Below are 16,728 nucleotides of genomic sequence, written 5' to 3'. Positions count from 1 at the left end.
GCTATAATAGTTTAGCGATTTGCAGATTCTGCAAGCAAAAACGCACGCCGAGGCTCTCGGATTGGTGCCGCGAAAGCGGTTTTCCCCGAAAATATCAGCCCGGCGGAGGAAAAACCAAGGAGGTATTTTCAAATGGCAGTCGTATCAATGAAGCAGCTTCTGGAGGCCGGTGTTCACTTCGGTCACCAGACAAGAAGATGGAACCCGAAGATGGCACAGTACATCTTCACGGAGAGAAACGGTATCTACATCATCGACCTGCAGAAGACCGTTAAGAAGCTCGAAGAGGCTTACAACTTCGTTCGTGACCTTTCCATGGAAGGCAAGAGCGTTCTCTTCGTAGGCACGAAGAAGCAGGCTCAGGAGTCCGTTAAGGAAGAGGCTCTCCGCGCAGGCGCTTACTATGTAAACGCTCGTTGGCTGGGCGGCATGCTCACCAACTTCACGACCATCCGCCGCAGAATCCAGAGACTTGCACAGCTGCGCAAGATGCAGGAAGACGGCACCTTCGAGCTGCTCCCGAAGAAGGAAGTCAGCAAGCTTGAGCTTGAGATCGAAAAGCTTGAAAAGTATCTTGGCGGCATCAAAGACATGAAGGAGTTCCCGGGCGCACTGTTCATTGTTGACCCGAGAAAGGAAAGAATCGCTGTTTCCGAAGCGAAGAAGCTCGGTATTCCGATCGTTGCAATCGTAGATACCAACTGCGATCCGGACGAGATTGACTACGTTATCCCGGGCAACGACGACGCTATCCGCGCTGTTAAGCTCATCGCAGGTGCTATGGCTAACGCTATCATCGAAGGCCGCGAGGGCCGTATGGGCGCTGCTGCTGAGGAGACCGAAGAAGCTGCTGCAGAGACCGAGGAATAATTTAATTTCGGTTAAAAATTCCTTTCGTTTGATATAGAGTTTAAGATTCTACAAGGAATGGTGATTTGAAATGAATTTCACAGCTAAGGACGTTGCAGATCTGCGCGCTAAGACAGGCTGCGGCATGATGGATTGCAAAAAGGCTCTCACAGAGGCTGAGGGCGATGTAGAGAAGGCAACCGAGATTCTCCGCGAGAAGGGTCTTGCAGCTTCCGTTAAGAAGGCAAGCCGTATTGCAGCTGAGGGTGTTGCATACGCTATGGTCAGCGAGTGCGGTAAGGTTGGCGTTGTGATCGAAGTCAACGCTGAGACCGACTTCGTTGCGAAGAATGCTCAGTTCATCGATTTCGTTAAGACCTGTGCCGAGACTGTTATCTATGAGAACCCGGCAGACGTTGAAGCTCTCCTTGCAGCTAAGGCACACGGCTCCGATATGACTGTTGATGCTATGCTGAAGGATAAGATTCTCACCATCGGCGAGAACATCAAGATCCGTCGCTTCGTCCGTTACGAGGGCGACTGCGTTGCTTACGTACACGGCGGCGGCAGAATCGGCGTTCTCGTTCGTTTTGAGACCGAGAATGTTCCGGCAGAAGTTCTCAACGAGTGCGGCAAGGACGTCGCAATGCAGATTGCCGCTCTGAATCCGGCTTATCTCGATAAGTCCACGGTTCCGGCTGAAGCACTCGACAAGGAAAAAGAAATCCTCATGGCTCAGATCCAGAACGATCCGAAGAACTCCAAGAAGCCGCAGAACATCATCGAGAAGATGGTTACCGGCAGAATCGGCAAGTTCTATGAGAACAACTGCCTCCTGCAGCAGGCGTTCGTTAAGAACGGCGACCTCTCCGTTGAGCAGTACATTGCTGAGGAAGCAAAGAAGGCCGGCGGCACGATGAAGGTTACGGATTTCGTTCGCTTCGAGAAGGGCGAAGGCCTCGAGAAGAGAAACGACGATTTCGCAAGCGAAGTTGCCAACATGGTTAAATAATTGATTCTCTGAATCAGCACACCTCGAACGATTTTGCGTCGTTCGGGGTGTTTTTGTATCGTATAACTTTTGGAAAATATAAAATGTGCCCCGACAAGACATCAAAATCTTGCCGAGGCGCAGAACAACCGATTTTCAATTTGCGTAGCGCGTGTAATAGGTAAGGTCGCCTTCCATGCCGAGAAGCTCGCTGCGGGTGATTTGTCGACCCCAGGAGATCTGGCAGTTTTCGTAATCTGCATTTACTTCCGTCACGGTGATGGTATCGGTATCCCAGTCGATGTCCGTCACGATCAGCGAGTGCTCATACCAACCCATGCGGATGTGATCGCCGATGCGCAACTCGTCAAAGTCGTAAAACTCCGTGATCGGTGCATCGTAGCCGAACAGCAGGTCGCTGATGATGGAAGCGTAGCCGAGGCATTGCGTTTCGTCTCCGTATTGCGGGAAGAAATCATCCATCAGACCGTTATAAATGTTGCAGTTTCCATAACCATAAACGGAATGGTTGCACGGCGTGTCTGTAACGCACATGGCAATTTCGTCTGCCGTCATTTCGCTTGTGTCCACACCGACATGGTTCCAGTACATGCCGTTTGGAAAATAATCTTCAAGCAGCTCAAGCCGTGTCTGCACGCCTTGCTCCGCAAGATTGCCGCTTGAAACAAATAATGGCACAGAGCTGTATGCATCTACAAGCTCTGCGGTGTCTTCTACTTCGCCAGCCGGCAAAATGCGCTCTTTTGCGGCATAGGAAGACGCGGCATTCATTTCCGAAGCTTCTTCTTCGGCTTTCTCAACTTCATCGTTGCCCGCGTCGTAGACGTACATTTCCACCTGCTCGTCAGCTGCGCCAATCGCTGCAGTGTATGTAACGGTTTCCTCCGCGCTCTCCACTGGATTCCCTTGCAGGAACAGCAAACCAAACGCGGCGGCGGATATCGTCACGGCTGCCACCGGCAAGACGATTGGTAGGGAAGAGAGAAGATGTTCACGTCGGTTTTTCGGTTCTCTAAAGTGATTTTGCGGCATAAATACGCTCCTCAGAACAGCATCCGGTAGCAGAAGCTTGCTGCCCAAAATTACTCTATTATATAGAATACTATGCATTTGTGACGTACGTATGACGAAAATCAACAAAATTCCTGTATTTTGATAAAAAAGTGCCCGCAGCGGAAAAACTGCGGGCACCAAACGTATCTGTTAGTCTTCGATTGCGGCTTTGCGACTCAAAACGCCGTGGAAGAACGCGGGATCAAACTTCGGCTTTCTCTGATAGGTGTAAAGGCCGTTCTGTTCCTGCTCCACGTCGGTCAGCTGCGTGTAGCAAAGACCGAACATTTCACTGTTATCAAGCAATGCGTCTGTAAGGCCCTTAAAACGCGTGAGGAATTCCTCTTCGGTCTTCGGACCGGTGCCGTAGCCCCAACCGCTCTCGTCCTGACTCCACTGAATGCCGCCGTATTCGCTGACAAACGTCGCTTCGCCCTTGTAGGTCTGGCGGTGCGCGTGGTTGTCAAACAGTGTGCCCTCGGTCATCAGCTTGTCATAGTGCTCCTTAAAGATCTCCGGGTTCTGCTCGTAATCGTGCACGCAGAAAATATCAGTTGCCACATGATAGTTGCCGCTCGTATCAATGCACGGACGGGTAGGATCAAGCGCTTTCGTTGCTCTGTAAACGATGTCGAGTGCGTCGTCAAACTGTTTCCTGCCGTCGGTATCCCATGTCTCGTTGTACGGACACCAGCCGACAATAGCCGGGTGGTTAAAATCGCGGCGGATTTCTTCTGTCCACTCCGGCAAAATGCCGTAAACGGAATCGGCATAGGAGGAATCGAGACCCCAGTTCGGGAATTCGCCCCAAACGATGTAGCCTAAGCGGTCTGCGTGGTAGAGGAAGCGCTCTTCAAAAATCTTCTCATGCAGTCTGGCACCGTTGAAACCGACGGCAAGGGAGAGCTTAATGTCGTTTTCAAGCGCTTCGTCGCTCGGCGCAGTGTAGATGCCATCCGGATAGAAGCCTTGGTCGAGCACCAGACGCTGGAAAACAGAGCGGCCGTTGATGCGGAACTTGTGGCCGTCCAGGCGCACTTCGCGCAGACCGAAATAACTCGTGACGTTATCTTCACCGAAAGCGAATGCAACGTCATACAGATTGCCGCAGCCGACATCCCACAGATGCTTTTCGCTCAGCTTTATCGTGAATGTGTGCGTGCCGCAGGCGTTTTCTGCTGTGTAGCCGCCCATTTCTTTGCCTTCAAACGAAGTTGTCACCGTTAGGTTTGCCGTACCGACCAGCTCTGCGGTCACCGTTACCGTGCCTGCAGTGATGTTCGGATAATACTGCACGCGGGAAATATAAGCCTTCGGGGTGAACTCCAGCCATACGGTCTGCCAAATGCCCGTGGTGCGCGTGTAGAAGCAGCCGTATGAGTTATATTGCTCGCTCTGCTTGCCGCTCGGGATGAGGCGGTCGCGCGTATTATCTTCGGCGTAGACGGCAATTTCATTTTCGCCCGCTTTTAAAAGTGCGGTCACGTCAAACTCAAACGAAACATAGCCGCCCTTGTGTGTGCCGGCAAGCTTGCCGTTCACAAAAACTTTTGCGCAATAATCCACAGCGCCGAAATGCAGCACGGCGCGGCCCTTCAGCTGTTTTTCTGTGACCGTTACAGTGCGCTTATACCAAACGCCGTACATGAAATCGGTGTGCTGCACACCGGAAAGTTCGCTTTCCGGGCAGAACGGAACGGTGATCTCTCCGCTGAGCGCTGTGCCGACCTTCTGTAAGCCGCGCGCCTCACCGCTGCGGCCGTTATCGATCTCAAACGCCCATGTGCCGTTCAGGTTCATCCAGTTTTCGCGCACAAACTGCGGGCGCGGATATTCTTTTCTCGGTATATTACTCATTTTTCGTACATCCTTTCCTCGAAAAGACGGCAAATCCCAATTTCTGCCGCGCTTTTTTGATTACGGTTTCATTGTACGCAATCTCTATGCAAAATACAATGTCGTATCATGCACGAAAATTGACTTATTCTATTGCGACACGGGGAGCTTTTGAGTATAATATAAAGCAAAGGGGGCATCAAAATGGAGATTACAGATATTCGCCACGATTGGCCGGAAAAGGCCGGGTTTACGCTTGTGCGCCCGACGGGCATTGAAACCTACACGTTTTTGCACTTTATGAACAGCGTAGAGATCGAAATTAACAGGGAAAAGGTCACAGTAAGACCAGGCGCGTGTATTTTCTATGCGCCGGATGAACCACAGTGGTTTCACTCAGACAGTAACCTCACGCACAACTGGGCGCATTTTGCGCCTGGCTTTCGCGTGCAGCTTTTGCGTTATCGTATTCCAGAAAACACACTGCTTTACCCACGTGCGGCAGAGTTTATCTCCGGCCTTTTCCGAAAAACGGAAGCTGCATTTTTCTCCAATGAACCGTTTCGGGAGGACTTGTTGGAAGCATACACCACAGAATTTCTTGTGCGTTTCTCCCGCGCCATAGCGGAAGAAAACTACTCGCCTGCGGTCAGCCGTGCAGATAGGGAAAAGATGCAGAACCTGCGTCACACGGTGCTTTCCGACCCGGAAAAGCACTGGACTGTGCCGCAAATGGCATCGCTTGCGTCTGTCAGCGCTTCGCACCTGCATGCGTTATACCGCGCGGTTTTTGGTACATCGCCCATGCGCGACCTGATTGAAGCGCGTATTCGTTATGCACAGTCTTTATTGCTCTCCGGAAGTGACTTGCCCATCACGGAAGTTGCCGAGCACAGCGGATATGCAGACCCATACCATTTCATCCGCCAGTTTAAACGCATCACCGGCGAAACACCTGCCGCGTACCGCCGTGCAAGACGATAAAGCTGCAAAAGAAAAAGCCTTATTCCGCCCCAAAAAGGGAAGAATAAAGCTTTTATTTTTCCTTTAAATTTGCTTGTCTGTTGTTAACAAAACAAAATAATTCCATAAAGAAACAGCGCCAATCTGTAATTTGACGCTGTTTTCGACTATATTCAGTTCAGCACAAAGAACTGCTCATACCAAAGGATAAACGTATAGAATGACCAGATCTTCTGCATGTTCAGCGCCTTGCCGCTCTTGTGGTCGTCGAGCAACTTCATCAGCTCGCTCGTCACGAAGAATTTCTCCGCAATATCGCTCTGGAACGCCGCCTTGACCTTGTTGTAGTACTTATCCTCACGCAGCCAATCGTTCAGCGGAACAGGGAAGCCGAGCTTCTTTTTGTTTGCCGTGCGCTCCGGCAGCTGCTTGATGGCCGCGCCGCGCAGGGCAATCTTCGTCGTTTCGTTTGCTGCACGGTAGCGGGAAGGAATGCGTGTGGAAAGCTCCAGCATCTTTTTATCGAGGAACGGCACGCGCAGCTCAAGGGAGTTTGCCATACTCATGCGGTCGGCTTTCAGTAGGATGTCATAGATCATCCACGTGTGCATGTCCACATACTGAAGCTGGGTCGGCTCGTCGAGATTCGATACTTCGTCGAAATAGCGCTTGCTGTATTCCTCCGGCACCTTGCTCGCGATGGGACGCTTCAAGAATTTTTGGCGCTCTGCGCTCTGGAAAACGTAGTTTGCGCGCATAAAGCGCTGATACGGCTCCATGGCGCCGCGCACGAGGAAGTTTTTGCCCTTGAAGTTCGGGCAGTGCTTTGCGACCGTGCCGAGGACTTTACGCACCGGGCGCGGTACCTTATGCGAATAGTGGTCAAAGTGTCCGCCTGCAAGATACATCGGGTAGCCGCCGAACAGCTCGTCCGCACCTTCGCCGGAAAGCACGACCTTCACATAGCGGCGGGCATTTTTGGCGAGGAAGTAGAGCGGGATCTCCGAGGGGTTCGGCAGCGGCTCATCCATGTAATACTGAATCTCCGGCACCGCGTCGAAGAACTCATCTGCGGAAACCTTATTCGCGATGTTCGGTACGCCGATGACATTGGAGAAGTCCTGCGCATACGGCAGCTCGCTGTATTTTTCCTCCTCGTAGCCGACGGAGAATGTCTTGACCTTCTTCGTACCCTTGGAGATTTCTTTCACAACATAGCTGGAATCCACGCCGGAGGAGAGGAAGCAGCCGACCTCAACATCGGCAATCTGGTGCATGGAGACGGACTCCGTGAACTCCTTTGTGATGGCATTCTCCCAGTATTCAAGCGATTTGTCGTCTTCAATCTTGTATTCGATCTTATAGTAACGCTCCACTTTCAGTTCGCCGTTTTTGTAGGTGAAGCAGTGTGCGCCGGGCAGCTTGAAGACATTTTTAAAAATTGTGCGCTCGTCCGGGCTGTACTCGTAGGAAAGGTACAACGGGATCATATCCTCGTCGAGCTCTTTTTCAAAATTCGGGTGAGAGAGAAAGCTTTTGATCTCGCTGCCGAACATGAATTCCTTGCCCTTTTTGTAGTAATAGAACGGCTTGATGCCGAAAATATCGCGTGCACCAAAGAGCTCTTTTGTGTTCTTGTTCCAGATGATGAAAGCAAACATGCCGCGCAGACGGTCAAGGATTTTTTTGCCGTATTCCTCGTATCCGTGCAGAATCGTTTCGCTGTCTGTCTTTGTGGTGAAGACGTGTCCGGCTTTAATGAGCTCTTCGCGAAGCTCCTGATAGTTGTAAATTTCGCCGTTAAAGAGCAGCACGAGCGAGCCGTCTTCGTTTAAAATCGGCTGCCTGCCGCCCTCGAGGTCGATGATGGAAAGGCGGCGGAAACCGAGGGCAATGCCGTCGTCAATGTAATAATGGGCATCATCCGGGCCGCGGTGCTTGATGCGGTCGGCCATTTTATGGATGACTTCTTCTTTATCGAACGTTCCGTAGTTGTGAATATAACCGGCAAAGCCGCACATACAAAACGCCTCCTTATGCTTTTATTGTTGGATCAGGGAAGAATATTTCGGCTTGAGCTTTTTGCCGCACGCCAAAATGCACGCACGTGCCAACACTTCCAGTGCGTCAAGATAACCGGGTCCAAGCTCGTTATCACGCTTGATGATGGAGAGCTCCGTGCAGCCTAAAATAATAGCGTCGCAGCCGTCCGCGCGCAAAGCGTCGGAAACGGCGCGGAATTTTACCATATCCGCCGGTTCACCTGCTTTTACGCAGTCGTAAATGAGCGACATTACGTTCTGCTGCATTTCGTCGTTCGGCAAAACGTAGGAAAGCCCCGCATCGGTCAGCGCGGTTTGAAATAAGCCCATACGCACCGTGCCGGTTGTCGCCATAATGCCGGGCTTTTTGCAGCCGGCTTCTTTTAGATATGCTGCCGTTTCGCGCACCATGTGGATAAACGGAATGTGTACGCTGCTTTGCAGTTCATCGTGAAAGCTGTGTGCCGTCACGCACGGGGTAGCGAGTGCGCACACGCCCAGCGCCTCCAATTTCTGTGCGATGTCGATCATCGGCGGCACAGGGGAGGGCTTTGTATGGTCTAAAATGTATGCGGTCCGATCCGGCACACTCGGGCGATTGAATATGATCGCGTCAAGATGCTCCTGATCGGTGCGAGCATCGGTCATGTCGGTGATAAGCTCTAATAAATACGCTGTCGCCATGGGGCCGAGTCCGCCGATAACGCCTAAACTGTTCATCAGTCACGCAGTCCTTTGTTGTTGAAATAACGCTTGTACTTTTCAAAGTAGTTGTGCTGGTTGCGGCGGAACATCAGCCAGCGCATCAGGCTGCGGTCTTTCTTGTAATAATACGAGTTGACCACTTTACCTTCATCGATGAGCTTTTTCGCTTCCGCTTTCACGGCGGTGTCCGGGCAATAGTCAAAGATGATCTTCGTCGGGATGATTGTGTACAGCACTTTATTTGTGGCAATGGTGAGATCCATGGGCTTGTTGTAGATGACGTCGTCCGCAAGCCACTTTGCAATGTTGTAGCCCGCAGCCGTTACGAAATAGCTGCTGCGGCCCTGACGCAGGTTCATCTCGAAGAGCTTATATTTGCCGTCACGCTCGTCGTACTTCATATCGAAGTTTGCAAAGCCCACGTAACCGATGCCCTCAAGGAAGTTCTTCATCGTCTCGTTCAGCTTTTCGTCATAGCCGTTGATGATGGCCGCATAGCTGCCGATGCCCTCCGGGGAATGCTCCTCGAGCACGGCATTGCCGAGTGCAATGAGCTTTACTTTCTTATCCTTGCCGCAGTAGCAGTTCATCACGCGCATTTTAGAATCGTCACCCGGGATGAATTCCTGCAAAATGAGGTGATCTTTGTAAGAGGAACCGTAAATGGCGTCCAAAATTGCATCAAATTCCTCGCGGGTGTTCGCAACGAAAACCTTCTTTTTGTGCGGGAACTTGCAGTTCCAGTATGCCACGCTGTTCGAGGGCTTGATGATGACCGGGAAGTCGAAAGGCAGCTCAAGATTCTTGTGGTTCTCATACGTGCAGGTCGTTGTCTTCGGGAACGAGAAGCCGTGCTCCTCGCAGACCTGATAAAAGCTTTCCTTGATGGAAAGGCGCATTAAAAGCTCTTCGCTGATGCACTCGAATTCATAAATGCCGCGCAGCTTCGTCTGGTTGCGCACAAGCATTTTGATGTAGTTGTCGCCGCAGGGGACGAGCAGTAATCTCTGCCCGGAGAAGTTCTTTGCAAATTCCGTCAGCGTGCGGACAAACACGTCGTCTTCTTCAAGGCGCGGTTCTACCTTTAAAACTTCCACAATGTGGCTGTGCGTGCAGGCGGGGAGGATGCCCTTGCCGACCGCTACGCTTTTGTACCCGTAAGCCTCGTGGAAAGAACGCGCCATGCCGTATACGTTGATGTCACTGCCGAGTAGAACCGGCAGAAAATCTTGTTTTTTTAATGCTTCTGTATTCATGATCTTTATTTTCCTTCCAAATACTTACGCGGTCTTTGTGTCTGTGTGCTCCGCATAGCCGTTGAGAATATCATCGTTAAAGAACTGGTCGTACCACACGAGGAACGTGTAGACCGTCCAAACGCGGCGGCTGTTGTCCGCCTTGCCGTTTTTGTGGTCGTCCAGCAGTTTTACGAGCATGTCGGTGTTGAAGTACTTCTGTGCCACTTCGCCCGTGAACTTCTCCTTTACGATGTTGTAGTACTTATCTTCCTTGAGCCACACACGCGTCGGCACGGGGAAGCCGAGCTTCTTTTTGCCGGCCCACTTTTCGGGCATGCGGCGCAAAGCGGCCTTGCGCATCGCAAACTTCGTGTTCTCGTCGTTTACACGGTACTTGAGCGGGATGCGCTCCGCAAGCTCCATAATCTTCTTATCGAGGAACGGCACGCGCACCTCAAGGGAGTTTGCCATACTCATTTTATCCGCTTTCAGAAGAATATCGCCGACCATCCAGGCGTTAAGGTCAACGAACTGCATTTTCGTTACCGGGTCTTTATCCTTTACGCGATCATAGAACGGCTTTACAACTTCTGCCGGGGACGGTGCATCGGTCTTAATTTTCAGGAGCTTCTTGCGTTCTTCCTCAGTGAACATGTACGCGTTGCCGATGAAGCGGTCTTCGAGCTTTTTGCCGCGGCGGATAAGGAAGTTGATGCCGGATTTCTTCGGCAGGTGTGAAGCGACTTTGCCGATAAAGCGACGGATGGGGAACGGAATCTTATCATAAGTCGGTACGGCGAGCGGCTCTTTATAAATGTTGTAGCCGCCGAAAATTTCATCGGCGCCCTCGCCGGACATCACGACCTTCAAATATTTGGAAGCCGTGTTACACACGAAATAGAGTGCCACGGCGGACGGGTCGGCAAGCGGCTCGTCCATGTGGTACTGAATCTTGCCGAAGTTGCCCCAGAACTCTTCCGGGGTAATCGTCTTGCTGTAATTCTTCACCGGAATCAGCTCGGAAAGCTCCTTTGCGTAGCTGATCTCGTTGTATTTTTCGCCGTTGTCAAAGCCGACCGTAAACGTCTTGTCCACATCGGCAGAGCAGGCCACATAGCTGGAATCCACGCCGGAGGAAAGGAAAGAGCCGACTTCAACGTCCGCAATCTTGTGTGCGTTCACGGAGTCGTCAAAGGTCTTTTCAATCTCGTCTACCCAATATTCAAGCGGCTTGTCTTCTTCCGCGTTGAATTCCGGGATCCAGTAGCGCTGCATATCCATTTTGCCGTCTTTGTAGAAGAAATAATGTGCAGGCGGCAGCTTGTAAACGTTCTTGAAGAATGTCTCGTAGCCCGGAGAATACTGGAAAGAAAGGTAGCCCTCCAGTGCGCGTTCATTCAGCTCGCGCTTAAAGTGCGGGTGTTCCACAAAGCTCTTGATCTCGCTGCCGAACATCAACGTGCCCTGCATCTTTGCATAGTAAAACGGCTTAATGCCAAAGTAATCGCGCGCGCCGAACAGCGTTTTCGTATTCTTGTCCCAAATGATGAACGCGAACATGCCGCGCAGCTTATTGAGCAGGTCGGTGCCGTATTCTTCAAAGCCGTGCAGCAGCACTTCGCTGTCCGTTTTCGTTGTAAATACATGGCCTGCCTTTAAAAGGTCTTCGCGGAGAGACTGATAGTTATAAATCTCGCCGTTAAACATGAGAACCTTGCTTTTATCTTCATTCAAAATCGGCTGTCTGCCGCCCTCGAGGTCAATGATGGAAAGTCTGCGGAAACCGAGCGAGATCTCGCCGTCCATATAATAGTCAGCGTCGTCCGGACCGCGGTGACGGATGCGGTCTGCCATAGCGTGCAGCACGGGCTCCATAAGCTGTGTTTCGCCGCCGTCAATATAACCTACAAAACCACACATACAGTTTGCCTCCTTTTTGCAGTTGGTTTACTTAGTTTTCCTTGTGTTCGTTTTCGGTATTCTCGATCAATGCAAAAAGCGAGGGCGCCCAATCGGGATATTCCGCCGAGAGCATCTCGCCGGAAAGCTGTGGCAGGTCGTCTTTTTTAACGGCCTCGTCGTCCGACACTTTTTCGCCGAGCAGCATCACGCGGCTTTTGGCACGCGCCAGCTGCATACGGCCGTCGGTCAGCGCCTCACTCAGTCCGTCCTTCGTTTCAAAAAGAGCCGAGGGATTTTTCGGGTTCGCCGTATACAGCATGCGGAACGCGTTATACACAGCGCCGCTCAAATACAGCGTGATCTCTTTTGTTAAAGATTTGCTATTGATTTTTTTCAGAATACCAAATACAATATGTAAGGAGTTCGATATTATTTTTCGGCTCACGTTGGGGAGACCATCGTGCGTGTCTTCCTCCTCCGTTTCCGGCACATGCAGCTTTTCGCCCTGCCGGTGCGGTGTTTTGCCCAGCAGATAATCACAGGAGACCCCGTAATAATCCGCCGTGCGCACAATGAAGTCCAAACCGCATTCACGTATGCCTTTTTCGTAATGAGAGAGCAGCGCCTGCGAGATGCCAAGGTCTGCGGCAGCCTTTTTCTGGCTGATACCCTGCTCCTTGCGCAGCAGTGTCAGAATGCGCGGAAAATCACTGTTCACAAAAGTTTCACCACCTGAGTCAAAAATAACACTCTGTAAATTATAAACGAAATTATCCGAGAAGTAAACAGATAAACGAACCTTTTTTGCGGGTTTTCCCGCGAATTTTTGGTGAAAGGGACGCAACGGCAGCGTTTTACCGTCCCGGAAAGGAAAACCGCATGAAATCTTACACCATTCATTTGATCCGCCACGGCATATGTGAGGGCAACTTGGAGGGCCGTTACATCGGCCGCACGCAGTCTCCGCTTGCGCAGGAGGGCATTCAGGCACTTTTGGAACTGAAACGTAAGGGCATTTATCCCGAAGCAAAAAAGTACTACGCCAGCCCGTGCGTGCGCTGTGTCGATACGCTGAAGGTCTTATATCCCACCGCCGACCCGGAAGTTATTTTAGAGCTTGCCGAGTGCGACTTCGGTGATTGGGAAAATAAAAAGGCCGAAGAATTGAAAAACGACCCGAAGTTCGTCGCCTGGATGAACGGTGGTCAGCACGAGGCCCCGCCGAACGGCGAAAGCAGTATCGTATTTATGCAGCGTGTCTGTGCGGGCTTTGAGATGCTCGTTAAAAACATGATGATGACGGGAGATGAGAGTGCCGTGCTCGTCACACACGGCGGCGTCATCATGACGATCTTAGCGGCTTACGGCTTGCCGCGCGCCAAAATGACCGACTGGATGTGCGAAAACGGCCACGGCTACTCCATGCGTATCGACCCCATGCTTTGGGGGCACGGCATGGCGGCAGAGGTCTACCAAATGCTGCCTATCATCGAACAGGGCGAAAAGTGCGAATACAGTGTCATCGATATTGCGAGAGAAGCCGCCGACCGCGCTTACGGGCAGAAAGAAGACGGCAAAACGGAATAGTTTTCCGTAACCCGGACAGAATATGAAGACAGACCGCCGAATGCGTGAAATACGCCGTGGCGGTCTGTTTCTATGTACGGGTGATTTTCTTCTTTCTGAGCAGCTGTTTTGCTGTCGGTTTTTCGATAAGATAGGTGAAAAACGCCGCCAAAAGGAGCGCACACGCCCAAAACAGCACCGTGTACTTCACCTGCCAAGCAAAGTGCCACGGCTCGCCGCCTGCGGATTGCGGCCACGCGGCAGCGCCCTCCGGGGCATCCGGGTAATGTGGAATGCGCCACGCTTTCAGCTTTAAAAGCACCGTGCTGTGCCAGATATAGAAATTATAGGAGACCGCCGACAAAAAAGCAGCTATGCGGTTTGAAAACAGCCATTGCACGCCTTTCGGTGCAGCATCCAAAAGCAAAATGAAAACGCAGACCATCGCAGAAAACAGAAAGCGGTAATCCACCTGCCAGCGCTGGATGATTGCCGCACGGCTCAGCCCGTCATTTAACATACACACAATGGCAGCACCGCTGAACAGAAGCAGCATCAGCGCCGCAAGCGGTAAAATACGGTTTTTCTTCCATTCGCGCTCGCGCCATATCCGCAGGCGGCAGAAGAAGATCGCACACAGCATACCGTTTGCATATACACCCAAAAACGCCGGGAACTGGTTGATGCGCAGGCTTTCTGCGTTGCCTTGCGGCAGATGTGCAAAAAGCACGATATACACCTGCGCCAAAACGGAAAGCACCGCCCAGCACACAAGCGGGAAGCGACGGAACACGCGCGCGAGCAAAGGGAAGACGAGATAGAACTGCATTTCCACGCCGAGTGTCCACAGTGCTGTCGGAAATTTTGTGCCGATGTAGCTTTCCGGCCAAAACGTCTGCGTAAACGTCAGATGCGCAAAAATATCCTGCAAGTATTGCTTGATATTCACGTAATCCGAAAGCCGCACCCAGAAAATGAGGTAGAGAAGCAAGCACAAATAATACGATGGCAAAATGCGCGCCGCACGCTTTTTAAAGAATGTGCGCAGGTTATCCGGCTCCGGCGCAAGCGGGTCGGTCATTTGCCGCGCATAGGGCAAAAAGAGGCAGAATCCCGAAATCAGCAGCATCACGTCTACAAACATGTAGCCCGTGCGCGGCACCCAGTTTAAGCTGAAATTCCGCACGCCCATAAATTGTAGTAAATTGCTTGGAAACAGATTTTGCAGCCAGGATTGCTGCCACAAATGAAACCCGGCAACGATCAAAATGGAATACGCGCGTATGCCGTCCAATATGCCAATATAGTCGCTTCTTTGCTTCATAGATTTCTCTCTTTCATAGCCCCTGATTTTTATAACAAAAGCGCGCCGCAGCCCTGCACGACGCGCCTTGTTCAGGTTTTAAACCGCAATTATAACCGAATGATCTTTGTTGCCACATTTTCCACAAAGCGGCGGTCGTGCTCCACAAAAATGACTGTGGGCACACACTCTTTTAAGAGCGTTTCAAGCTGCATGCGGGAAATAACATCGATGAAGTTCAGCGGTTCGTCCCACACAAGCAAATGTGCCTTTTCGCAGAGGCTCCGCGCAATGAGCACTTTTTTCTTTTGTCCCTCGGAAAAATCCTCCATGCGCTTTTCAAACTGTGTGCGCTGAAATTCCAGCTTGCGCAAGATCGATTTAAAAAGGCTTTCGTCAATGCCGCAATGCTCTGCATAGTCGCGCAGTGTGCCGAAAAGTCCCTCCGCGCTTTGCGGGATATACGAGACCACAAGCCCGCTTGCGGTTTTCAGCGTGCCGGTATGGGGAACATCTTCACCGCACAATAGCTTTATGATGCTCGATTTACCGCAGCCGTTTTTGCCCTGCAATGCCGCACGGTCGCCGCGGCGGATCTCAAAGCGCAGCGGAGGAAAGATGGGGCCGTCACCGTAATCAACGGAAAGGTCGTTTGCCTCTACCAAAAGGTCTTTCGGGTGGCGCAGCGTCGCAATCTGCAATTTCGTATCGGCCGATTCAATGTTTTTCAGCAGCGCGCTTTTTTCTTCCAGTGCATCGTTGCGGCGGGATTCAATGCTCTTTGCACGCTTCATCATCTTACGGCTTTTTTCACCCTCGTAGGCACGACGGTCAAGGGCCTTTTCCGTGCGCTCCGGTTTGAAACCGATCTTGCGGTCTTCCGCACGGTTTGACCATTCCGCGCTGCGGCGGGCAGCCGCCTCCAGCCGCTTCACATCCTTTTTGAGTTTCTCGTTTTGTTGTAACTCAAATTGATCCTCGCGGTCTTTCTCCTGCTGCCACGTCGTAAAGTTGCCGCGCATCACCGTGATGTCCGCGCGGTTAATGGAAAGCACATGGTCGATGACTTCGTCCAGAAACGCACGGTCGTGGCTGACAAGGATGAACCCTTTTTTCGACTTCAAATACTGAGCCAGTGTGCCGCGCGCTTCGATATCGAGGTGGTTCGTCGGCTCGTCGATGAGCAGAAAGCTGTTTTCGCGGATAAATAAAATCGACAGCAGTACCTTCGTACGCTCGCCGTAGCTTAACGTCGAGTAGGGGCGGTAAAGCAGTCCCGGGTCGGCGTCGAGTAAGTTGAGCTCACGCGTTAGCCGCCACATCTCAAAGTCCGGCATGATGCTCTCCGCAATCTCAAGCGGCGTATCGTCCGGATTTTCCACCTCAAACGGGAAATACTCAAAGTTGACCGAAGCGGAAATGGTGCCGCTGTACGCGTATTTTCCGAGCAGCAGATTTAAAAACGTCGTTTTGCCTCTGCCGTTGCGCCCGATAAAGCCGCACCGCCAGTTTGTATCTATGGAAAAAGACGCGTTTTCAAAGACGTTATCAAAGCTGCCTTCATAGCCGAAGGTCAGGTTTGACACCTGTATTAAAGACATAAATGTTCACCGTATTCTTTCCGAGCCTTATGCCGGATACGCGGTAACGGGGTAAGGCTCAATAGCCGAATACACCTTCGATGGATTCGTCGTTTATGATCCAATCCTGAACATCTATCTCTCTGAACCGATCGTGGTCATCGCGCACGATGACCCGTGCAATGCCTGCGTTGATGACCATGCGCTTGCACATGGAGCAACATACGGCGTTTTTCACATAGTCGCCGGTAGAGACCTCCTTGCCGACAAGATACAGCGTGGCGTCGATCATCTTATCGCGCGGGGCGCTGATGATGGCGTTTGCTTCCGCATGTACGCTACGGCACAGCTCATAGCGTTCACCGCGGGGAATATTTCTTTCCACGCGCACGCATTTGCCGATATCCGTGCAGTTTTTTCTGCCACGCGGCGCACCGACATAGCCGGTGGAGATCACTTCATCATTTTTTACGATCACAGCGCCGTAGTGACGTCGAAGGCATGTGCAGCGCTGGGAAACGGTCTCAGCCAGATCCAGATAGTAGTTCGTTTTATCTCTCCGATGGATATCATTCTCCACGAAGAACACCTCACTTTGCATTCAGGCACTCCGCAATCGGAAACTACACATATACGACTGCGTATCATCGTTCGCTTTTGCGCAAAACCGCAGGGGAGA

14 protein-coding genes are annotated in these 16,728 nt (G+C 51.6%); 4 read left to right on the top strand and 10 right to left on the bottom strand.

The genetic code is table 11. The features are described from left to right. The first annotated feature begins 132 nt into the window (after window positions 1-132). Together rpsB and tsf are read left to right on the top strand one after the other, a co-directional pair. The gene (gene rpsB / locus R2K26_RS05065; RefSeq protein ID WP_176820253.1) at window positions 133-870 is read left to right on the top strand and encodes a 30S ribosomal protein S2; all 738 of its coding nucleotides are present in this window, start codon (window positions 133-135) and stop codon (window positions 868-870) included. Between the two features lie 70 nt (window positions 871-940). After that, the gene (gene tsf / locus R2K26_RS05060; RefSeq protein WP_176820252.1) at window positions 941-1,861 is read left to right on the top strand and encodes a translation elongation factor Ts; all 921 of its coding nucleotides are present in this window, start codon (window positions 941-943) and stop codon (window positions 1,859-1,861) included. A 135-nt stretch (window positions 1,862-1,996) separates the two neighbouring features. On the opposite strand, the gene R2K26_RS05055 is transcribed toward tsf, so the two are convergent. Together R2K26_RS05055 and R2K26_RS05050 are read right to left on the bottom strand one after the other, a co-directional pair. Further along, window positions 1,997-2,893: a hypothetical protein gene (locus tag R2K26_RS05055; protein ID WP_316519058.1), complete on the bottom strand. Its 897-nt coding sequence runs from the start codon at window positions 2,891-2,893 to the stop codon at window positions 1,997-1,999. 171 nt (window positions 2,894-3,064) lie between these two features. Next, window positions 3,065-4,771: a sugar-binding domain-containing protein gene (locus R2K26_RS05050; RefSeq protein ID WP_316519057.1), complete on the bottom strand. Its 1,707-nt coding sequence runs from the start codon at window positions 4,769-4,771 to the stop codon at window positions 3,065-3,067. A 183-nt stretch (window positions 4,772-4,954) separates the two neighbouring features. Here R2K26_RS05050 and R2K26_RS05045 point away from each other — a divergent pair, with 183 nt between their 5' ends. Further along, a complete protein-coding gene (locus R2K26_RS05045; RefSeq protein ID WP_316519056.1) occupies window positions 4,955-5,734 on the top strand; it encodes an AraC family transcriptional regulator in 780 nt (259 codons plus the stop codon). A 152-nt stretch (window positions 5,735-5,886) separates the two neighbouring features. Here R2K26_RS05045 and asnB (R2K26_RS05040) read toward each other — a convergent pair whose 3' ends face one another. From asnB (R2K26_RS05040) to R2K26_RS05020, 5 genes are read right to left on the bottom strand one after another with little or no spacing between them, the layout of a single operon-like run. After that, on the bottom strand, window positions 5,887-7,734 hold the full coding sequence (gene asnB, locus R2K26_RS05040; RefSeq protein ID WP_316519055.1) for an asparagine synthase (glutamine-hydrolyzing): 1,848 nt from the start codon (window positions 7,732-7,734) through the stop codon (window positions 5,887-5,889). A gap of 21 nt (window positions 7,735-7,755) precedes the next feature. Next, window positions 7,756-8,475 carry an aspartate/glutamate racemase family protein gene (locus tag R2K26_RS05035; protein ID WP_176820247.1) on the bottom strand — a complete coding sequence of 240 codons (720 nt, stop codon included), beginning with the start codon at window positions 8,473-8,475 and terminating at the stop codon, window positions 7,756-7,758. Next, entirely contained in the window at window positions 8,475-9,716 is a 1,242-nt protein-coding gene (locus R2K26_RS05030) for an ATP-grasp domain-containing protein (RefSeq protein ID WP_176820246.1), read from the bottom strand. Before R2K26_RS05030 ends, R2K26_RS05035 begins: the two co-directional genes overlap by 1 nt. 24 nt (window positions 9,717-9,740) lie before the next feature. Next, window positions 9,741-11,618 carry an asparagine synthase (glutamine-hydrolyzing) gene (gene asnB / locus R2K26_RS05025; protein ID WP_316519054.1) on the bottom strand — a complete coding sequence of 626 codons (1,878 nt, stop codon included), beginning with the start codon at window positions 11,616-11,618 and terminating at the stop codon, window positions 9,741-9,743. Between the two features lie 31 nt (window positions 11,619-11,649). Further along, window positions 11,650-12,318 carry a helix-turn-helix domain-containing protein gene (locus tag R2K26_RS05020; protein ID WP_176820244.1) on the bottom strand — a complete coding sequence of 223 codons (669 nt, stop codon included), beginning with the start codon at window positions 12,316-12,318 and terminating at the stop codon, window positions 11,650-11,652. A 161-nt stretch (window positions 12,319-12,479) separates the two neighbouring features. On the opposite strand from R2K26_RS05020, the gene R2K26_RS05015 reads away from it, so the two are divergent. Beyond that, window positions 12,480-13,187, top strand: a complete 708-nt coding sequence (locus R2K26_RS05015; RefSeq protein ID WP_316519053.1) for a histidine phosphatase family protein — start codon at window positions 12,480-12,482, stop codon at window positions 13,185-13,187. 70 nt (window positions 13,188-13,257) lie between these two features. Here the strand turns inward: R2K26_RS05015 and R2K26_RS05010 are convergent, their stop codons facing one another. The 3 genes from R2K26_RS05010 to R2K26_RS05000 form a co-directional block, all read right to left on the bottom strand. Continuing rightward, the gene (locus tag R2K26_RS05010; RefSeq protein ID WP_316519052.1) at window positions 13,258-14,490 is read right to left on the bottom strand and encodes an acyltransferase; all 1,233 of its coding nucleotides are present in this window, start codon (window positions 14,488-14,490) and stop codon (window positions 13,258-13,260) included. An 89-nt stretch (window positions 14,491-14,579) separates the two neighbouring features. Next, window positions 14,580-16,070, bottom strand: coding sequence for a ribosomal protection-like ABC-F family protein (abc-f, locus tag R2K26_RS05005; RefSeq protein WP_316519051.1), 1,491 nt, complete (start codon window positions 16,068-16,070; stop codon window positions 14,580-14,582). 58 nt (window positions 16,071-16,128) lie between these two features. Continuing rightward, window positions 16,129-16,617 carry a deaminase gene (locus R2K26_RS05000; protein ID WP_308448499.1) on the bottom strand — a complete coding sequence of 163 codons (489 nt, stop codon included), beginning with the start codon at window positions 16,615-16,617 and terminating at the stop codon, window positions 16,129-16,131. Window positions 16,618-16,728: the final 111 nt, after the last annotated feature.

Origin of the sequence: Neglectibacter sp. CSJ-5 (assembly GCF_032490475.1) — a bacterium.
GTDB classification, from domain to species: Bacteria; Bacillota; Clostridia; order Oscillospirales; family Acutalibacteraceae; genus Hominenteromicrobium; species Hominenteromicrobium mulieris.
The sequence above is the reverse complement of the archived record's forward strand: the minus strand, read 5'-3'. Positions and strand labels throughout refer to the sequence as shown.

What these genes read in the sequence shown, in the direction of transcription:
- abc-f (WP_316519051.1), bottom strand. Translation starts at nt 16,070, where the DNA reads ATGTCTTTAATACAGGTGTCAAACCTGACCTTCGGCTATGAAGGCAGC.
- asnB (WP_316519054.1), bottom strand. Translation starts at nt 11,618, where the DNA reads ATGTGTGGTTTTGTAGGTTATATTGACGGCGGCGAAACACAGCTTATG.
- tsf (WP_176820252.1), top strand. Translation starts at nt 941, where the DNA reads ATGAATTTCACAGCTAAGGACGTTGCAGATCTGCGCGCTAAGACAGGC.
- R2K26_RS05055 (WP_316519058.1), bottom strand. Translation starts at nt 2,893, where the DNA reads ATGCCGCAAAATCACTTTAGAGAACCGAAAAACCGACGTGAACATCTT.
- R2K26_RS05030 (WP_176820246.1), bottom strand. Translation starts at nt 9,716, where the DNA reads ATGAATACAGAAGCATTAAAAAAACAAGATTTTCTGCCGGTTCTACTC.
- R2K26_RS05050 (WP_316519057.1), bottom strand. Translation starts at nt 4,771, where the DNA reads ATGAGTAATATACCGAGAAAAGAATATCCGCGCCCGCAGTTTGTGCGC.
- asnB (WP_316519055.1), bottom strand. Translation starts at nt 7,734, where the DNA reads ATGTGCGGCTTTGCCGGTTATATTCACAACTACGGAACGTTCGATAAA.
- R2K26_RS05045 (WP_316519056.1), top strand. Translation starts at nt 4,955, where the DNA reads ATGGAGATTACAGATATTCGCCACGATTGGCCGGAAAAGGCCGGGTTT.
- R2K26_RS05010 (WP_316519052.1), bottom strand. Translation starts at nt 14,490, where the DNA reads ATGAAGCAAAGAAGCGACTATATTGGCATATTGGACGGCATACGCGCG.
- rpsB (WP_176820253.1), top strand. Translation starts at nt 133, where the DNA reads ATGGCAGTCGTATCAATGAAGCAGCTTCTGGAGGCCGGTGTTCACTTC.
- R2K26_RS05015 (WP_316519053.1), top strand. Translation starts at nt 12,480, where the DNA reads ATGAAATCTTACACCATTCATTTGATCCGCCACGGCATATGTGAGGGC.
- R2K26_RS05035 (WP_176820247.1), bottom strand. Translation starts at nt 8,475, where the DNA reads ATGAACAGTTTAGGCGTTATCGGCGGACTCGGCCCCATGGCGACAGCG.